The organism is Sporosarcina pasadenensis, assembly GCF_047228845.1.
Taxonomy (GTDB): Bacteria; Bacillota; Bacilli; order Bacillales_A; family Planococcaceae; genus Sporosarcina.
Window position 1 is genome coordinate 109,430 of sequence record NZ_JBFEGM010000006.1, and the last position, 17,769, is coordinate 127,198.

Annotated in this window: 18 protein-coding genes; 9 read left to right on the plus strand and 9 right to left on the minus strand. The window is 47.4% G+C overall.

Translation table 11 applies throughout. From position 1 onward, the window contains the following. The first annotated feature begins 241 nt into the window (after positions 1-241). On the plus strand, positions 242-1,207 hold the full coding sequence (locus tag AB1K89_RS09970; protein ID WP_413054618.1) for an alpha/beta hydrolase: 966 nt from the start codon (positions 242-244) through the stop codon (positions 1,205-1,207). Positions 1,208-1,239: 32 nt separating this feature from the next. On the opposite strand, the gene AB1K89_RS09975 is transcribed toward AB1K89_RS09970, so the two are convergent. Next, complete coding sequence (locus AB1K89_RS09975) at positions 1,240-1,431, minus strand: gamma-type small acid-soluble spore protein (protein WP_413054619.1); 192 nt, start codon at positions 1,429-1,431, stop codon at positions 1,240-1,242. A 136-nt stretch (positions 1,432-1,567) separates the two neighbouring features. Here AB1K89_RS09975 and AB1K89_RS09980 point away from each other — a divergent pair, with 136 nt between their 5' ends. From AB1K89_RS09980 to AB1K89_RS09990, 3 genes are all read left to right on the plus strand, one after another. After that, complete coding sequence (locus AB1K89_RS09980; protein WP_413054620.1) at positions 1,568-2,119, plus strand: histidine phosphatase family protein; 552 nt, start codon at positions 1,568-1,570, stop codon at positions 2,117-2,119. A gap of 181 nt (positions 2,120-2,300) precedes the next feature. Beyond that, on the plus strand, positions 2,301-3,497 hold the full coding sequence (locus tag AB1K89_RS09985) for a DUF3238 domain-containing protein (RefSeq protein ID WP_413054621.1): 1,197 nt from the start codon (positions 2,301-2,303) through the stop codon (positions 3,495-3,497). Positions 3,498-3,631: 134 nt separating this feature from the next. Continuing rightward, positions 3,632-4,237: an alpha/beta hydrolase gene (locus AB1K89_RS09990; RefSeq protein ID WP_413054622.1), complete on the plus strand. Its 606-nt coding sequence runs from the start codon at positions 3,632-3,634 to the stop codon at positions 4,235-4,237. A 55-nt stretch (positions 4,238-4,292) separates the two neighbouring features. On the opposite strand, the gene AB1K89_RS09995 is transcribed toward AB1K89_RS09990, so the two are convergent. From AB1K89_RS09995 to AB1K89_RS10020, 6 genes are all read right to left on the minus strand, one after another. Continuing rightward, entirely contained in the window at positions 4,293-4,835 is a 543-nt protein-coding gene (locus AB1K89_RS09995; protein ID WP_413054623.1) for a hypothetical protein, read from the minus strand. A gap of 118 nt (positions 4,836-4,953) precedes the next feature. Then, positions 4,954-6,360: a sensor histidine kinase gene (locus tag AB1K89_RS10000; protein ID WP_413054624.1), complete on the minus strand. Its 1,407-nt coding sequence runs from the start codon at positions 6,358-6,360 to the stop codon at positions 4,954-4,956. Beyond that, positions 6,357-7,058: a winged helix-turn-helix domain-containing protein gene (locus AB1K89_RS10005; protein WP_413054625.1), complete on the minus strand. Its 702-nt coding sequence runs from the start codon at positions 7,056-7,058 to the stop codon at positions 6,357-6,359. The genes AB1K89_RS10000 and AB1K89_RS10005 overlap by 4 nt, the downstream gene beginning before the upstream one ends. A gap of 132 nt (positions 7,059-7,190) precedes the next feature. Continuing rightward, entirely contained in the window at positions 7,191-8,168 is a 978-nt protein-coding gene (locus tag AB1K89_RS10010) for a dipeptidase (RefSeq protein ID WP_413054626.1), read from the minus strand. Beyond that, complete coding sequence (locus AB1K89_RS10015) at positions 8,155-8,880, minus strand: gamma-glutamyl-gamma-aminobutyrate hydrolase family protein (protein WP_413054627.1); 726 nt, start codon at positions 8,878-8,880, stop codon at positions 8,155-8,157. Before AB1K89_RS10015 ends, AB1K89_RS10010 begins: the two co-directional genes overlap by 14 nt. A 346-nt stretch (positions 8,881-9,226) precedes the next feature. Next, complete coding sequence (locus AB1K89_RS10020) at positions 9,227-10,375, minus strand: S1C family serine protease (RefSeq protein WP_413054628.1); 1,149 nt, start codon at positions 10,373-10,375, stop codon at positions 9,227-9,229. Between the two features lie 288 nt (positions 10,376-10,663). On the opposite strand from AB1K89_RS10020, the gene adh reads away from it, so the two are divergent. Next, a complete protein-coding gene (gene adh, locus AB1K89_RS10025; protein ID WP_413054629.1) occupies positions 10,664-12,205 on the plus strand; it encodes an aldehyde dehydrogenase in 1,542 nt (513 codons plus the stop codon). Positions 12,206-12,245: 40 nt separating this feature from the next. Beyond that, entirely contained in the window at positions 12,246-12,608 is a 363-nt protein-coding gene (locus AB1K89_RS10030) for a DUF779 domain-containing protein (RefSeq protein WP_413054630.1), read from the plus strand. Between the two features lie 303 nt (positions 12,609-12,911). On the opposite strand, the gene AB1K89_RS10035 is transcribed toward AB1K89_RS10030, so the two are convergent. Both AB1K89_RS10035 and AB1K89_RS10040 read right to left on the minus strand, forming a co-directional pair. Beyond that, the gene (locus AB1K89_RS10035) at positions 12,912-14,555 is read right to left on the minus strand and encodes an S-layer homology domain-containing protein (RefSeq protein ID WP_413054631.1); all 1,644 of its coding nucleotides are present in this window, start codon (positions 14,553-14,555) and stop codon (positions 12,912-12,914) included. A 180-nt stretch (positions 14,556-14,735) separates the two neighbouring features. Beyond that, positions 14,736-15,128 (minus strand): thiol-disulfide oxidoreductase DCC family protein, encoded by a 393-nt coding sequence (locus AB1K89_RS10040; RefSeq protein ID WP_413054632.1) that lies wholly within the window; start codon positions 15,126-15,128, stop codon positions 14,736-14,738. Positions 15,129-15,329: 201 nt separating this feature from the next. Here AB1K89_RS10040 and AB1K89_RS10045 point away from each other — a divergent pair, with 201 nt between their 5' ends. The 3 genes from AB1K89_RS10045 (at position 15,330) to AB1K89_RS10055 (ending at position 17,754) form a co-directional block, all read left to right on the plus strand. Continuing rightward, positions 15,330-15,503, plus strand: coding sequence for a hypothetical protein (locus AB1K89_RS10045; RefSeq protein ID WP_413054633.1), 174 nt, complete (start codon positions 15,330-15,332; stop codon positions 15,501-15,503). 158 nt (positions 15,504-15,661) lie between these two features. Then, positions 15,662-16,915, plus strand: coding sequence for a dicarboxylate/amino acid:cation symporter (locus AB1K89_RS10050; protein WP_413054634.1), 1,254 nt, complete (start codon positions 15,662-15,664; stop codon positions 16,913-16,915). Between the two features lie 176 nt (positions 16,916-17,091). After that, the gene (locus AB1K89_RS10055) at positions 17,092-17,754 is read left to right on the plus strand and encodes a deoxyribodipyrimidine photo-lyase (protein ID WP_413054635.1); all 663 of its coding nucleotides are present in this window, start codon (positions 17,092-17,094) and stop codon (positions 17,752-17,754) included. Positions 17,755-17,769: the final 15 nt, after the last annotated feature.

A 17,769-nucleotide genomic window follows, 5' to 3' on the forward strand; every position in this document is an offset into this window, starting at 1 on the left:
TTTTCATTAGCAATTTGAAGGGCTCATCACTGACCGTGCACGAACGGTATTTGATGGGCCCTTCTATGTTTCATTTAATTCACTTCAATTTTTCGGCTGAAAATCATTATGAATTGTAGTGAAACGGTGATTACTCACATATGCATGCCAATTTTATGAAAACGTAAATATTCTATTCATTATTCTCTGTTTATCTTGTATAATAATGGTAGGCACCTGATGCCAAGAGACTATAAAGGGAATGAGAATGATTAAAATGCATTGGAAGAAATTATTGGTTTTGTTGTCAACCGTCTTCCTTGTCATACAGATTGCGGGCAGCTTCTTTTTCTATGAGCTAGCTGTCAAGCGCGGACCGAAAGAGTACTTGCAGGGCAATGCCGATTTGGAAGTGTCCGATCAGACGCTGGAGCTTTACTTGAACGGTGGCTGGAAACAGTGGGTCGCTGCTCAAAAGTTCGAAACGCTCCACTTGACCTCGCGGGATGGACTGAAGCTATCGGGCTACTATTTACCTGCGTCCAAACCGACGAACAAGCTTGTCATTTTGACGCATGGTTATTTAGGCAACGCGAAGCAAATGGGGCTCTTCGGACAGTATTATCATAATGAATTAGACTACAACATCTTCATGCCAGATGCGCGAGGGCATGGCAAAAGCGAAGGTGATTATTACGGATTCGGCTGGCCGGATCGGCTCGATTTGATCGATTGGACGAATCTATTAGTGCAGAAGCTTGGGCCGACGACAGAAGTAGCGTACCATGGTTTATCGATGGGAGCGGCGACTGTGTTGATGGCAAGCGGCGAGGAAGAGCTTCCCCGCCAAGTGTATGCCATTATTGCAGACAGTCCATACCAATCCGTCTACCAATTATTCACCTACCAAATGAACCGGATGTTCCATCTTCCGGCATTCCCTTTATTGGATAGCACAAGTGCATTGACGAAAGTCCGCGCCGGTTATTCATTCAGGGAGGCAAGCGCTTTGAAACAAGTGAAGAAGGCGCAAGTGCCGATCTTTTATATCCACGGAATGAATGATACATTCGTTCCGACGGAGATGGCTGGGGAATTGGAACGAAGCACTCAGAGCGACACGGACATATTCCTCGTCCCGAACGCGAACCATGGGGAGGCCTTTGCACTTGCAGGAGAAACGTATAAAGTGAAGGTCGATCACTTCCTCGATCGTTATATGAAATAAAAATCCGGTTCCCATTAGGGGAACCGGATTTTTCATTCGATCGTCGGCTCGTTCGCTTTTTTTATTTGTTCCGGGTCCGTGTCGCTAAACTGCGCGGTCCCCTTGCCGCCAGTACGAGCAAGAATTTCCTTCACTTCATTATAAGTAAGGCCCGAGTTTGCATTTTGCTGTTTCACTTCTTCAATATCGGTTCCTGCTTCAGTGAATTTCTTTGCATCATTCATTTCATCTACCTCCATTGCTTTATGATCCCTTGTAATGAGCTTTTTATGCTTATGGGAGAAGTGTTATTATTGAGATAAATCTAGCAATGTTTCCTTTGAATCAAGCAAGGGAAAAACAGGAATGGAGGTGTTCGAATTGGATAAGATCATTTACATTGTCCGTCACTGTGCGGCAGAAGGGCAGTCGCCACACGCTGATTTGACTGCGGAAGGAATTGTACAGGCTGGGAAGCTGGCGGAATTTTTTACGCAGCTGAAAGTGGACCGGATCATTACGAGTCCTTTCGTCCGTGCACGTAGGACAGCGGAACCGATTGCCGAAAAGAAAGGGATGTATTTTGAAGAGGACAGCCGGCTCGCGGAACGGACATTAAGCTCGTATTCATTTGAAGATTGGCTTCTGAAACTGGAGGACTCCTTTCTCGATATCCATTTGAAATACGAAGGCGGCGAATCTTCATACGAAGCGATGGAGCGTGTTTGTAAAGTAGTGGATGAGCTGCCGGATGGTTCCCGGACGGTGCTTGTGACACATGGGAATCTGATGACGCTGCTATTGAGATGTTACGATGAGCGGATCGGTTTCCAGGAATGGCAGTCGTTGACGAATCCCGATGTCTATCGTGTCCGTGTGACAGAGGACGGTGCGCAAGCGGAGCGAATATGGAAAGAAGAGGCATTGCAGTGAAGGTAGAGTTATTGAATAGTGAGGATTGATCCTTTCGTTATGAAACGAAGGGGTTTTTTTGGCATTAAAAATCACAGCCACATTGTTTCACCATCCCACAACGAGGGCATTGACAATAAAAAGCCGTGCAATGTTTAGGTGGTCTGTCAATGCAGCAAAATGTAAGCAGGAGGTGGTCCGTATGTTATTTGAAATTAAAACAGTGAAGCATGAACATGACCTAATTTCATTCACATGGAATGATGTCGGTGGATTTTATAATGTGTACAAGGACGGCAAGCATTTGTATGAAGGATCTGTTCCGGAATTCCAGGACGGTGACTTCAAGCATGGAAAACTCTATCACTATATAATTGAGCGTGTGGAAAACAATCAGGTCGTCGATGTGATTGCCATGCAGACATCGGCCTTTGCCGAAGAGAAAAATGTCGAAAACCCGTTACAATCGCTTGTCATGACGACGATTGTCGCAAGGACGCAAATCGCGCTTTCTTGGGAGGGGATTAAGGACATCACAGAATATGAAGTTTACCGGAACGGGGAAATCATGGCGAAGGTTGACACGAACAGATTCATTGACCGTGACATTGACGTCGATCAGTCATACGTCTATATGATCCGTTCCAGACGCCCGCTGAAAAAATCAGAGGAGCTGTTGACGTCGGTGAAATCGGCTGTATCCAATTTGTTTGGGATGTTAAATCCAGCTACGTCCACGTCGGAATCGGCTGTTGAAACGTTTACAACCATCAAATCGATCGGGAAGCCTAGCGACATGCTGAAACCAATCAATGAACGGGAGCGGGAAATCGAAAACGTCGATAGGTGGAAGTTCCGCTACACCACGTTTCTTCAGGATGAATGGATTCGGAATCCGTTCATGTTGTCTCCGAATCATTATTTCAAAGGGGACGGACGGGGGTTCGATCCGAACGGGGAAGGCTTCCGGACGCGTGTCGATATTGAGCTTGCCTATGACGAAAGCGGTGAGCCGATGACCTTCACGAAAGAAGTGGGTCCGACCGTCGCATACGATTATCTGAAGCGCTTTAGGGAAAAAGCGAAGGCGTCCGCTGACGGTATTACGCTGAAGAGGACCGACCATCAAAAAGGAGAAAGTGGTTTTCTGCTGGAGCATACGGTCGGCAATCCGTTGACGACTGCGCCGAAAATCGACTATGAAGTGAACGCTGTTTTTAGAAGGCATGGCACATTTGATATGTCAGGCTATTTCGACCCGGCTCCCCATCATGAAATCTATTTAATGAAAGGGAGAGGAGAGGCGTGGCAGCCGATCCTGCAAGTCGAGAGCAGGGGACTCGCCTTCATGTCAGAGGCGATCGCCTACCATTATTGGCGTTGCTCGAACTTTGAGTGAACCTTTTTGACAACGGAATCGGATTCTGTTATTATTGTCTCGAATTCAAGATATATTGATTTGAGAAAGATATGATTCAAAGTTGCCCGGGGGCAATTGACATTGCCGCAGTAAAAAATTAAGGGGGAGAACCTATGAGACATATTTTCAAGCAAGGAGCTGATCCGTCTAAACCGACGCTTCTTTTATTGCACGGAACAGGCGGGACGGAGCAGGATTTATTGCCGCTTGCAGGATTGATTGATCCTGAAGCTTCCGTACTAAGTGTGCGGGGGAATGTACTGGAAAATGGGATGCCGCGATTTTTCCGAAGACTAGCTGAAGGTGTTTTCGACGAGGAGGATCTTATCTTCCGTACGAAAGAATTGCACACGTTCCTCGATGAGGCGGCAGAAGAGCATCGGTTTGACAGGTCGAATATTGTCGCTGTCGGTTATTCGAACGGCGCAAATATAGCGGCAAGCCTGTTGTTCCATTATGCAGATTCGTTGAAGGGTGCCGTTCTGCATCATCCTATGGTGCCAAGGAGAGGAATCGAACTTCCTAATTTAACGGGAATTCCGGTGTTCATTGCAGCAGGGAAGAATGATCCGATCTGTCCGGCGCAGGAGACGACGGAGTTGCAGGAACTATTGGCGGCAGCGGGTGCGTCGACAGAAGTCCATTGGGAAATGAACGGACATTCGTTGACACGGACGGAAGTGGAAGCGGCTGCGGAATGGTATCGTCAAAACGTTTAAAAGAAGAAGGATATAATTGCAAGCCGCTCCATTGAATTGGAACGGCTTTTTGTGATTATCTAGTTTTTGGTGGTCTTGGCCACATGAAGTAGGAGACAGAGATTGCGAAATCGATTCCTAGGACGAGCGCCCAAACTTTCAACATGCCGGTTAATGCTTCTGTTTTGGAAGGGTCATCAATCAGGTAAATCATCAGGTACAGGAAGGAGCCGCCGATGATGAATGCGAGCACATGCTGCAACGAGCCTTTCATCGAGTGTTTCGCATAAGCGAGCCCATATTTCCGGACAGGTTTCGTGCCTTGTTTTTTGACATAATACAGAAACCTCTCGTCCGCCCAACGGATCATGCTTTTTCCGAAAGCGATGGAAACACCGAGATAGATGGCGGCAATTCCATGGACCTGCGTGGCGGTGGCGCCGTTGTAGAGATCATTCGCTGTAACGATGAGCAATAGCAAATCAATGACTGGCGTTAAAGCTAGAAAAAATAAACCGAGTTGTTTTTTATTGAAAATATATCTTGTGACAAGTCCTGCTGCAATAACAACCCAAAATCCGATTTCACACGCAACGATAATCCAAGTGATAAAATTCAATAGGACACCTCTTTTTCGTACAACTAGATTAATTATGTGTATCGTACCAAGATTGGAAGATTTGCATTCCTAGCATATGTGATGCAGGGGAATCAAGGTCCAGTGCTGTTGCGATAGCTCAATCATTCGGCAGCTCAATCCTAAATTTCGTACCTTCACCTTTTTCACTCTCAACCGTTATCGTTCCGCCGTGCATTGTGACCAGTTGCTTCACAATCGATAATCCTAATCCGAACTCGCCATATGGATTCGTCGTCCGTGAGTCGATTGCCTTGTAAAACCGGCTCCAAATCTTTTCAATCTCACCAGGGTCCATTCCGATGCCTGTATCCTCGATTTCAATGATCGTGCTCTCCTCTTGTGCGTAGCCCCTCATCCAAATCGTGCCGTTTTGCGTGAATTGGATGCTGTTTTTTGCGATATTAATCAACACTTGGGTGAGGCGATCGTAATCCGCGAAGACAGAAAATTCCTCCGTTGCTTCCACAACTATTTTATCGCCGCGTTCCTCCGCCGCTTCCTCCAATTGGTCCTGAATGATGCCAAACAGTTCCTTTAGTTGAATCTCCTGTTTGTGAAGCGTTACTTGGTTGGAGCGGATTTTCTCGTAGTCGAGATTTTCATTCACTAGACGGATGAGGCGCACCGTTTCACTGCTTGCGAGCTGAAGGCCACGCTCCTTCTCGGATTCCGAAATCATGTCATTGCGTAATCCTTCGATGATGCCTCGGATTGTCGTGAGGGGCGTTCGTAGCTCATGCGACACGTCCGCCATGAATTGCCGGCGGCGGTTTTCAAGGCTTTGGATTTCCGCTGCCGATGCTTCGAGTTTCTCGACCATCTTGTTAAAATCTCCTGCAAGCTCTCCTACTTCATCGATACCTGCTGTCGGTATCCGCACCGAATAATCGCCTTGCGCCACATTCGCGGTTGCCGATCGCAACCGTTTGATGCGTCTGCCATGGAATGTCGATAGAAGTCCGCTTAATAGCAATGCGATTGCGAGTGCAATGAACGTCGTGTAGATCAAATAGCTGTTCATCTGAGAAATGATTTCGCGGGATCCTTTAATGGGGGATGTTAATAAAATCCCTCCGACGAACTGGTTCCGGTGGAAATAGGGGAGGAGGACGAAAGTGACTGCTTGTTCGAACCGTTTGTATTCCTGTTTCACAGTGATCGTTTTTCCGCTTTGCAATGCCCGCCACTCTTCCTCATTCAGTTCGATTAAAGGTGTCCTAATTCCGGTCGAATAAATGATGGCCGACTTTTCGTCGAATAAGGAGTATTGGATATCCCGGCCTTCCAATACATATCCATAAGATTTCAAGATCGACCGGGAATTCCTTTGATCCTGCTCGATATCTGTCAAAATCGATTGTCCGTAGGAGGCGAGCTCCTCGGTTTTATTGTCATAGACGAATTGCTCGACGAAATGGGAGAACAGGAGGCTAAGGATTAGAAAAGCGATGATGATGACACTAAAATGGCTTGCCAGCTGCTGGTGGAAATATTTGATTTTCATTCTGCGTCACCGGTCGTTTCGTCAAATCGGTAGCCGATGCCCCATACTGTATGGAAAAACGGCTGATCTGCCATCGACACTTTTGTACGAAGCCGTTTAATATGCACATCCACCGTCCGGTCGTCACCGTAAAAGTCATAGCCCCACACTCGATCCAAAAGTTGCTCGCGTGAAAATACCTGCTTAGGATGCTGAATGAAAAAATGAAGCAGGTCGAATTCCTTCGGTGTCAAATTCGGCACGGGCTTGCCGTCCAATAGCACTTCGCGAGTGGCGGTATTAATAGTGAAATGTTTTGTTTTCAAAGTGTCGACGTCAACACGATCTTCTTTCGCAACAGCATACCGGCGCGTGACTGCCTTGATGCGGGCCATGAGCGCAAGCGGGCTGAACGGCTTCGTCACATAATCATCAGCACCCATCTCAAGTCCGAGCACCTGGTCGGATTCACTATCCTTCGCTGTCAGCATGATGACCGGCACTGCGACTTCAGCTTGGCGAAGCTTCCTGCAAATCGTCACCCCGTCCATCCCCGGTAGCATCCAGTCGATGATCAGACAATCCCAACTCCCGGAAATGGCCCGCTCATAGCCTTCGAGCCCGTCCTTCACAAATTCGCCGCGAATCCCTTCCTTTTCAAAAAACAGTTCGATCATGGAAGAGACGCTTTCATTGTCTTCAATTACGAGGATATTCATTTGTCGTCCTCCTAAGTAAAGGTTTCTCTATTCTATAATTATAACGGAATGAAGAAGAAAAACCCGCTTAGCGATCATCTAAGCGGGCGAGCATATTATTCAACTCCTTTAACCGTTACCGCAGAAAAACTACTATCTCTGAAAGAATACTCCTTCCCCTGAATAGTATTGTGGAACGGCCTTCCTGCCTGGGCGGCGGTCAAGGAAGTTCTTGTATGCAAATCCTTTCACTTCATCCTCGCTATACCTTATCAACAGCTCATTGATCAAGGCGGGGTGCATCGAGGCATCTTCAAGACCGATAACTTTTTCGGAGATGCCGTCAAAGTCCGAACCTAATCCGATTTGACCGACGCCTCCAAGGGAGCAGAAGTGGTCAATATGTGTGATGAGGTCCGAGATGGTTGCAGAGTCTTGTTCGGTAACAAAAGGCGGGTTGTAGATGACGTGGATCAGTCCATTCTTTTTGAATAAATGCGTTGCCTGCTCATCTGTCAAGTTCCGAGGGTGATCGCAAATTGTTTTTGAATTGGAATGACTCGCAATTGGAAAGTGAGTCAAGTCCAAAACGTCCCAAAACGCCTTTTCGCTAAGATGGGATACATCCGAGAGAATGTTATTTTCATTGCAGAATTGAATAACTTCTTTACCAAACGCCGTTAAGCCGGCACCCCGCTCTTCCTCGACTCCATCCGCAGCCAAGTTCGCATTGTTCCACGTCAACCCTATCGAAAGGACTCCAAGTTCACGTAGAATCGACAGTTTCTGTATATCATTTCCGATGCAATCGACACCCTCGAGCGTAAGGAAAGCGCCGATCTGCCCCTTTTTAAGCCGGTCAAAATCATCCCACGATTTCAGTGCTATCATGTTCGGAGTCTTGCCAATCACTTCGGTATAAAAATAATGGATTTGATCGAGAGCCGCCTGGAATTTTTGGTCAGACTTGATGGATGGTGAAATGAAGATGGCGAAAGCTTGGATGAGAACTCCGCCTTGTTTCAGTTTTTCGTAAGTAACATCGAGATCAGTAGAATCTTTAAATGAAATTTTCCCCTTTGCCTTATGCATTCTAGCCAGTACGTCGCAATGCAGGTCAATGATATTCAATGGCAGCCATCCTCTCAACACAAGCTTTCATATATGCCTCGAATAAGCGCACGGAAACTTGATCAGCATTTTGCATCAACGCTTCAGGGTGCCATTGTACGCCCACAACGAATTGGTGATCCGTACTTTCAACCGCTTCGATGATGCCGTCACTCGCTTTTCCAGAGACGATGAGCGGAGAAGGGACATCCTTTAACGCTTGGTGATGAAAAGAATTCACTAAGATTTTATCGGATGTCGCGATGGACTCAAGGATAGTGCCTTTTTCAATATGGACCGTGTGTGATTGGTGATCCCTCTTCGCCTTTTGGTCGTGCTGCAATACCGGACTGGCGCTTTGCGAGGCGATGTCCTGGTAAAGTGTTCCGCCGAAAGCGACATTCAGCACTTGGTGGCCTCTGCAAATGCCGAGGATTGGTTTATCCAAAGCGAGCATATGCCGCGCGAGCTCCAATTCGATCGAGTCTCTTTCTGGCGTCACGTTTCCAAGCTGCGGCAGAGGCTCTTCACCGAATAGTTGAGGATTCATATCACCTCCGCCTGTGATCAGTAATCCATCGAGCAGCGTGGTGATTTGCTGTACGTCATTTTCCACCCCTGTCGGTATGATAAGAGGTATACCTCCTGTAGCGATGACTGCTTGGATGTAAGTGTGTTGGAGCGTATGTGCACTTGAATCTATGTTGGAAGTAATGCCGATGACTGGTTTCAATTCTAAATCCCCCTCTTTTAGTGAAAATCTCTGAGTATACACCTACACCCATCAGAATAGTCAGACGAATGAGTTGTTTTAACTTTATCAAACGTGAAAGAGCCTTTCAAGATGATTTCATACAAGACTATGTAAAAAAGACCTATGAATATGAAACACCTCAGCCAAACATAAAATTGGCAGAGGTGTTTAGTCGTTTAGGAAACTATAAAAGCTTGGTATGGCGTCTAGACTCCGGGCGCCAGTGGCTCGGGGTCATAAGTCAAAGCTGCTATGTGGCAAAGGGCGCCACGCCGCATCTTTGTCTTATGCCCGTCGCCCCTAGGCAGGCGCCCTGCGCTTTTGTTTATTTGCTCGTCAATGTCAATTCAATCGTCCGTTTTTGGGAGCCTGAGTAAACGGTTAGCTTAGCTTTGTCTCCGATTTTAAGCTCGGAATAGAGGAATTTTCGCAGCTCCATTGAGTTGTTAATGTCGGTTCCGTTAATCGCAGTGATGACGTCTTGCTCTTTCAATCCAGCCTTGCCCGCCGAAGATGTCGGATCGACACTTGCGACCATCACTCCGCCTTTCACTTCTTGTGGGAGGTTTTGTACATACATATACGGAACGTCGGCCAAGTCTGCGAGGCTGACACCGATATAAGGTCGCTCGATTTTTCCGTTCTTCGTGATTTCTTCAAGCAATGGGACGACGTCATTGCTCGGGATGGCAAACCCGAGGCCTTCCACACCGTTATCTGCGATTTTTAAACTGTTGATGCCGATCACTTTGCCATCAGGGGTCAGAAGGGCGCCGCCGCTGTTGCCAGGATTGATGGCCGCGTCGGTTTGGATAACATTCATCTCCCAGTTCCCTGCAGTCGTTTTTACATCGATGGAACGTGATGGGGCGCTAACGATGCCTTGCGTGACGGTGCCGGAAAAATCAAGACTGAGCGGATTTCCGATTGCGACGACCGGATCGCCAGCCCGCAATTTGTCGGAATCGCCAAATTCCAGGGCGGTGTCGACTTGTTTGCTACTAATCTTCAAGACGGCCAAATCGGTCAATGCATCGCTTCCGATCAGCTCCGCGGTCTCCTTTTCACCGCCTTGTAAAGTCACTTCAATTTTGCCTGCACCTTCAATAACGTGATTATTCGTCACGATATATGCATCATCCCCATCGATTTTATAGATGACTCCGGAGCCTGTTCCGAATTCTGAAAGCTCGGTGCTGCCGGCGAACCGGTTGCCGTTATTTTTAAAGTTCGATACACCGACAATCCCTTTCGATGCATGCTCCACCATATCGGAAAGGGAAGTGGGGGAGTTCGCCGAAGTTTGGACGATATTCGGAGTCGAGGACGAACTCTCCGTCATAGCCGCCGTTTCCTCCTTTACTGTTTTCGCCTCTAATATATCTGTGTTCGCCACAACGCCTAACGTAAGCGCAGAACCGAGAATGCCGGCTCCGACTGATGAGATGAAACGTTTGCCGAATGAACTTTCCATAAATAAAAACCCCTCTCTTGTACTCGTTGTTTTCATTGTAAAAGGAAAGTATGAACAAATTATTACGGCGGAATGAACAAATGGTAAACAATGCTCTCACGTAAAAAGTCAATCTATGTAACTTGCAATAGTTTATATAGTCAGATAGAATTGAATTCACAGACTCTTCATTCATTAAATGTAAGCGCATTCAAGTTGAATGGCGCTGCATGCTTCTGCATATGGTGGCTTTGTGTGCAATTTTCGCACTTACTATAGCAATCTTTAAAGAATAGGGAGGAATGGAACATGGTACAAGCTGTTGAGAATCACGTTTATGCATTTCCGAACACAGAAGGGGCGAAGGTGAATTTTAAGGAACGCTATGATAATTTTATCGGCGGAAAATGGATAGCCCCGGTGAATGGACAGTATTTCGACAACCCGACGCCAGTCACGGGCAAAGTGTTTACACAAGTGGCGCGTTCGACTGCTGAAGATATTGAGCTTGCGCTGGATGCAGCCCATGCCGCGAAGGATGCTTGGGGGAAAACGTCAGTTACGGAACGGGCGAATATCTTGTTGAAAATCGCTGATCGCATGGAAGCGAATCTTGAGATGCTTGCCGTTGCCGAAACATGGGAGAACGGTAAAGCGGTTCGCGAAACGCTGAATGCCGATTTACCTCTCGCAATCGACCATTTCAGATATTTCGCTTCAGCAATTCGTTCGCAAGAAGGCGGCGTCAGCCAAATCGACAACAATACAGTAGCGTACCATTTCCATGAGCCGATCGGGGTAGTCGGCCAGATCATCCCTTGGAACTTCCCGCTCTTAATGGCGGTATGGAAGCTTGCGCCTGCGCTCGCTGCAGGGAACTGCGTCGTGCTGAAGCCGGCTGAGCAAACGCCTGCATCCATCTTAGTGTTGATGGAATTGATCGAGGATCTATTGCCTGCAGGAGTCGTCAATATCGTCAACGGTTTCGGTCTCGAAGCGGGCAAGCCGCTTGCGTCGAACCCACGGATCGGGAAAATCGCGTTCACAGGCGAGACGACGACAGGCCGCCTCATCATGCAATATGCATCACAGAACTTGATTCCGATGACGCTTGAGCTTGGCGGGAAATCACCGAATATCTTCTTCGAGGACGTCATGGCGGAAGACGATGAATTCCTGGATAAAGCGATTGAAGGCTTCGTCATGTTTGCCTTGAACCAAGGGGAAGTGTGCACATGCCCTTCACGTGCATTGATCCAGGAGTCCATCTACGACAAATTCATCGAGCGTGCAATCGAGCGCGTCAAAGCGATCAAAACCGGCAACCCACTCGATCCGACAGTCATGATGGGTGCCCAAGCTTCGACGGAGCAATTGGAAAAAATCCTATCGTACCTTGATATCGGGAAACAGGAAGGGGCAGAGTGCCTCGCTGGTGGAGAGCAGAACAAGCTCGGAGGAGAGCTGGCGGATGGCTATTACGTCAAACCGACTGTCTTCAAAGGGAATAACAAGATGCGTATCTTCCAAGAGGAGATCTTCGGACCGGTCGTTTCCGTCACGACATTCAAGACGAAGGAAGAAGCGTTGGAAATTGCGAACGACACATTATACGGCCTAGGAGCGGGCGTCTGGACACGCGATATGAATACAGCGTATCGCTTTGGACGTGGCATCGAAGCAGGTCGCGTCTGGACGAACTGCTACCATGCATATCCGGCACATGCCGCTTTCGGAGGCTACAAAGCATCCGGAATCGGACGTGAAAACCACCTACAAATGCTGTCCCACTACCAACAGACGAAAAATATGCTCGTCAGCTATAGCGAAGACAAATTAGGATTCTTTTAATAGAGCGACTTTTGATCTTCGAATGAAAGGAGGAATGCCGATGCCCGAACGCGTTCTAGCAACGGACGCCGCTTTGGAATTGATTGAATTATTGAAGGGAAAGCATGGCCCATTGATGTTCCACCAATCGGGAGGCTGCTGTGACGGCTCCTCCCCGATGTGCTACCCGGAAGGCGACCTGATCATCGGAGATCAGGACGTCCTTCTCGGACATATCGGCGGAACGCCTTTCTACATGCATAAAAACCAATACGAGTATTGGAAGCATACACAGCTGATCATTGACGTCGTGGAAGGCAGGGGAGGAATGTTCTCCTTGGAAGGGGTAGAAGGGAAGCGATTCCTAACACGGTCCCGAGCTTTCACGACGGAGGAGAATGAAAAACTTCAGCAACAAGCATAAAGGAGCTGTCTAGAAAGTTGGTTTTCACTGACTTTCTGGACAGCTCTGTTTTATTTCTGCGAGTGATCATAAAACCTGGCAAGTGATCATAAATCGGTGCAAGTGATCATAAAACCTGGCAAGTGATCATAAATGGCTGCAAGTGATCATAAAACCTGGTAAGTGATCATAAATCGGTGCGAGTGATCATAAAACCCGGCAAGTGATCATTAATTCGGGTAAGTGAACATAATAATGTCACCCCACACAAAAGAGACTGCCAGAAAGTCGATCAATCGACTTTCCGGACAGTCTCTTTTCGTATTATTGGTTAGTAAGGCTTAACAACTTCGTCAGGAGACTCGCAGCAAATGCGCGTGTTGCTGGTTTAGTCGGGTGGAAAGCTCCATCCTCCAACGAAACGACACCAAGTCCGCTCATCGTTGCTATTGCTTGAATCGTCTCCGTGTCATAATCACCCATATCGGTCGGAGGCGTGAATGTATTGGAAGCAGGCATATCGCCGCCAAGTTCACCCATAGCCACACGCCATACCATGAGCGCCAACTGTGCCCGCGTCACATTCTTAGTTGGTTTGAAATGTCCGTTATCGCCTTTGACGAGTCCGTTTGCAAATGCCGTTTTAATATCGGATTGCGTCGCTGTAGCGTATTCACCGATATCATCGAATGGCACCGAAATGTCGGCCGCCGGCAAGTTTAATGCCCGCACGAAAACTGATGCAGCTTGCGCCCGAGTCAATCCATTTTCCGGTTTGAACGATCCATCCGCATAACCACTGAAAATCCCGAGTAGGGCGGCTTGTTCAATCGCGTCCTCAGCCCAATGACCTTGAATATCATTGAACAGAGAGACCGGCTTCGTCGTCACTGTCACGGAAGGCGAATCCTTGCTGCTCGTGCCGTTTTCATCTACCGCCACGATGGAAAATGCATACGATTGATTTTCTACCAATTCTCCGACCGTGAATGAAAATACATCGCCTTCAACAGATCCGATTTTTTCATCGCCGAGATAAATATCATACGTCGCAATCTGCCTATCAGACGTTGCCGGCTTCCAAGCAAGTGTGACAGAATCCGTTGTCACTTCTTCCGCTATGAAAGCATCAGCCGGGATCCATGGATAATCAGACTGGACTTTATTCCAAAACTGCTCAGCGACTTGTTGATAGCCTACAGGGCTCAAGTGGATATTTTGCGGATTCGGCAAATTAACTTTGAAGTCCTTTGCGACTACATCGGCCGTCTCCACCCAATCGACATTCGGCAATTGCGCTGCCGTCTCGATTGCTTTATTCACCCCGTCCAACAGCTGTGCAAGCAAAGGTTGGATTTCCTTAGGCAGGTGAGGATATGGATTGTAATAGCCCATCACATAAACTTGCGCATCAGGATTGATCTTATGGATTGCTGTTATGATCTGCATCAAATTTAAGCCCACTTGCTTAATTTCCATTTGAAGCGCTTTCTCATCATACGTCAAAGCAAACGTCGTCGGATTGATTTTTACATGCGCAAGCACATCGTTTGCGCCTGCACTGATCGTGATTAAGTCCGCTTTGGCAATCGCGTCATGGAGCCGGATGGAATTGCCATCGGCATCTTTCCGCGTCACATTTGCTTCGATGTCCTTCAGCACATTCTTAGTCGTGTAGCCAGGCACAGCGAATGTTTTATTGAACGAATCCAATAGCCCTGTTTCCTCCATCGTGCCTGCCAGGTAATCGGCATAGCCTTCACCCATTTCACCGAGGTGGTCCATCCCTGCTGCGAGCGAATCCCCTAAAGCGAGATAACTCGCGGAGGCGACCCACGTCGGTCCGGCAACTTCGGTTACACTGTGCTCGACGGTAGTGTCGGCGCTTACAATTTGAAGGGGAGCCATTCCTACATACAGTACGAGCGCTAACAGAGCAAATAGATTACATATGACCTTTTTTCCCATAATACCTCCCTTTAGAACTGTTTTTTACATTTTACCTGACAATTAAGAAACTTTCAACGCGGTGAGTAAGCCTTTTTGGGACAAACTCCTAGCTGCTCTCCAAATGTATGTCCGCTCCTTAGAAGTTATTCAGAAATAAAATAAGGCGCTTCTCATAAAAGAGGAAGCGCCGGAATATTGTTAAATAAATCGTTTTCTTTCTTCCGGAGAAGGAAGCATGCACGCACCTTCATTTTTGCCGAACCATCGATAGCGGTTGCGTGCAAAATAGTCGTAAAAGCCGTCACGGATTTTACGTGGGACGAGTATAAATAGAAATAAGAGGTGCCACAGGCCATCCAACTTTTTTGCGATATGGAGGGCTGCTGAAGATTTCGTGTACGCCTTTCCGTTCTCAATTAATACGATGCTGTCGACATTATCCGGAATTTGAAATTGCTTCACATACTTTTCTCCGGTTTCGCTTTGCAATGAAGAAAAAAGGAAGTGGGCAGCAGGATCACGTTTTATTATGAATTGCACGCTCGAATTGCAAAAATTGCATTCTCCATCGAATAACACAATTCGTTTCATCGTAGTGTCTCCTTCCGACATGCTTAGTATTATTATATCCTTATTGAACAAAAAGAAACGCAATCTATGCTTCTTTGCTTAATACAGAAAATTTGGTATAATAGTAGTAGCGGAAGAAGATACCGTAGTTTTTCTATCACGGTTATCGTCTTCATTTCCTGTCACATTTGCCTTGGGTAATATTTGAAGGAGAGTGATTGAATGGAACGCGTATTCATTGATCCGTACGAAATGGAACTGAGGCAGGATCCTGATTTCATCGCATCTCTCGAGATGATCGACGAAGGTTCACCTGTCCATTATCCGCAGTATACAAAGAATATGAAAGAAGCTGCCGGATTTGATCCGAAAGAATTGCCGCGAGTTTACCAATAATAAAGTGTAACAGGGCTGTCTCCAATCAATGGGGACTGCCCTTTTTTATTACTAAAAGAATTGAAGTTTCAAAATTTAAAAAATAAGGGATAGATAGAGAGATAGCATAAAAGAGAGCGTTTTCACTTTATTGCTTCCGAAGGAGGAGAGGAATCGCCATGAAGTTAGCACGCAATATTATCATTGCCCTCATAGCCGGTGTTGTTGTCGGACTAATTCTGAACTTGTTCGCCCCTGGAATATTTGGGGTTACGGATAAGTACCTGTTCAAGCCGTTAGGAAGCATCTTCCTGAACCTTATGAAGATGCTCGTCATCCCGGTCGTCTTTGTTTCTATCGCGCTTGGAACGGTTGGCATAGGTGACCCTAAGAAGTTAGGAAGGATTGGTGGGAAGACGTTGGTGTATTTCTTGGCTACAACTGCCATCGCCATCGTCATTGCCCTCGCCTTGGCACTCATGCTGAAGCCGGGTGCAGGAGGAAAATTTGATACGTCAGGTGCGAATTATGAAGCGGCAGAAGCACCGCCAGTCACGGATACGTTGCTGGGTATCATCCCGACAAATCCGGTCTCTGCAATGGCAGAAGGGAACATGCTGCAAATCATCTTCTTTGCAGCTTTGGTCGGCTTCGGACTCGCAATGCTCGGCAAGCGGGTAGAGCGAGTCACCGAATTACTGGAGCAATCTAATGAACTAATTATGTATCTCATCACCTTCGTCATGAAGTTTGCACCATATGGAGCTTTCGGCTTGATTGCATCAGCAGTCGGCAGTCAAGGGTTCGACGCGCTGCAGGCTATGGGGATGTATATGGGTGTTGTCCTAGGCGCTCTTCTTATCCACTCAATTGTCGTCTACGGGGGCACGGTGTCCTTGCTTGGAAAACGGAATCCGATCTGGTTCTTCAAGAACTTCTTTCCGGCGCAGGTCGTCGCCTTCAGTACGGCGAGCTCCGCGGCAACACTTCCGATTTCCATGAAGACCGCGCAGGAGAGGCTGAAAGTGCCTGAATCGATCAGCTCCTTCACACAATCTTTAGGCGCGACGATCAACATGGACGGAACGGCAATCATGCAAGGGGCGGCAGTTGTTTTCATCGCCCAAGCTTATGGCATTGAACTGTCAATGGGGCAGCTGCTCACCGTCGTCCTTACCGCAGTCCTTGCCAGCATCGGGACGGCCGCCGTGCCAGGTGCAGGGCTGATCATGCTGGCGATGGTTTTGACATCTGTCGGTCTGCCTGTCGAAGGAATTGCACTCGTCTTAGGGGTCGACCGACTGCTTGACATGGTGCGTACGGCTGTCAACATCACAGGAGATGCAGCATGTGCAGTTGTCGTTGCTCAAACGGAGGGTGTCTTAGGCGAACCGGATGATGGCCGGGTACTAGCTAGTACAAAGACGGTTTGATTCATCGGCAAAAGCATAAGTGAAGGTGTCCAGAAAGCCAGCTTAGACTGATTTTCTGGACAGCTTTTTGCTTAAGGTATCTATACATAGGCTAATGTGTCAAAGTGTATAATATGAATATGACAGACAGCGTCTTGCACGAACAGAATTGACGCTTGCCAAGAAGGATGAGATTGATGAAACGGACAATCGTATGGTTCCGTAAAGATTTTCGATTACATGATAACCCTGCGTTATGGGAGGCGGCCATAGAGGGAATTGTCATTCCTGTCTTCATTTGGTCAGAAGAAGAAAAGCAGGCATATGCGGAAAGTGAAGCCTCCTTATGGTGGCTCTACCATTCGGTGGCATCTCTTGAAAAGGGGCTTCAGGCACGTGGCTTGAAGCTCTTTATTAAATCTGGAGATGAGTTTGATGCGCTTGTCGAAGTCATGGAAGAGACGGGTGCGGATGCCGTTTATTTCAATGAACGCTATGAGCCTGCTGAGAGAACGAAGGGAAGCAGGATTGCAGCACAGCTCGAATCGATCGGGATGGAGGTGCAAACATTCCACGGACTCCTTTTATTCAATCCCGATCTTGTGAATAAACTAGGTGAACCTTATAAAGTGTTCACTTCTTTTTGGAAGAGGTGCTTGCAGGAGTATGTAGCCCGCCCGCTGCCTGTTCCAGAGGAGATGAAAGGAACAGACCAAGAAATTAAAACACTCTCCTTAGACCAGTTAAGTATGCTGGACAAGCACCCGTGGCATAAGAAATTTCACGAGTACTGGGAGCCCGGGGAGGAAGCGGCGGTTGAGAAATGGGAACAGTTTTCTGATGATGGCATATTTTATTAAGGGACAGAGAGGGAC

What these genes read in the sequence shown, in the direction of transcription:
- AB1K89_RS10055 (WP_413054635.1), top strand. Translation starts at nt 17,092, where the DNA reads ATGAAACGGACAATCGTATGGTTCCGTAAAGATTTTCGATTACATGAT.
- AB1K89_RS10005 (WP_413054625.1), bottom strand. Translation starts at nt 7,058, where the DNA reads ATGAATATCCTCGTAATTGAAGACAATGAAAGCGTCTCTTCCATGATC.
- AB1K89_RS10000 (WP_413054624.1), bottom strand. Translation starts at nt 6,360, where the DNA reads ATGAAAATCAAATATTTCCACCAGCAGCTGGCAAGCCATTTTAGTGTC.
- AB1K89_RS09975 (WP_413054619.1), bottom strand. Translation starts at nt 1,431, where the DNA reads ATGAATGATGCAAAGAAATTCACTGAAGCAGGAACCGATATTGAAGAA.
- AB1K89_RS10030 (WP_413054630.1), top strand. Translation starts at nt 12,246, where the DNA reads ATGCCCGAACGCGTTCTAGCAACGGACGCCGCTTTGGAATTGATTGAA.
- AB1K89_RS09970 (WP_413054618.1), top strand. Translation starts at nt 242, where the DNA reads ATGAGAATGATTAAAATGCATTGGAAGAAATTATTGGTTTTGTTGTCA.
- AB1K89_RS10050 (WP_413054634.1), top strand. Translation starts at nt 15,662, where the DNA reads ATGAAGTTAGCACGCAATATTATCATTGCCCTCATAGCCGGTGTTGTT.
- AB1K89_RS10040 (WP_413054632.1), bottom strand. Translation starts at nt 15,128, where the DNA reads ATGAAACGAATTGTGTTATTCGATGGAGAATGCAATTTTTGCAATTCG.
- AB1K89_RS09985 (WP_413054621.1), top strand. Translation starts at nt 2,301, where the DNA reads ATGTTATTTGAAATTAAAACAGTGAAGCATGAACATGACCTAATTTCA.
- AB1K89_RS10045 (WP_413054633.1), top strand. Translation starts at nt 15,330, where the DNA reads ATGGAACGCGTATTCATTGATCCGTACGAAATGGAACTGAGGCAGGAT.
- AB1K89_RS09990 (WP_413054622.1), top strand. Translation starts at nt 3,632, where the DNA reads ATGAGACATATTTTCAAGCAAGGAGCTGATCCGTCTAAACCGACGCTT.
- AB1K89_RS10020 (WP_413054628.1), bottom strand. Translation starts at nt 10,375, where the DNA reads ATGGAAAGTTCATTCGGCAAACGTTTCATCTCATCAGTCGGAGCCGGC.
- adh (WP_413054629.1), top strand. Translation starts at nt 10,664, where the DNA reads ATGGTACAAGCTGTTGAGAATCACGTTTATGCATTTCCGAACACAGAA.
- AB1K89_RS10035 (WP_413054631.1), bottom strand. Translation starts at nt 14,555, where the DNA reads ATGGGAAAAAAGGTCATATGTAATCTATTTGCTCTGTTAGCGCTCGTA.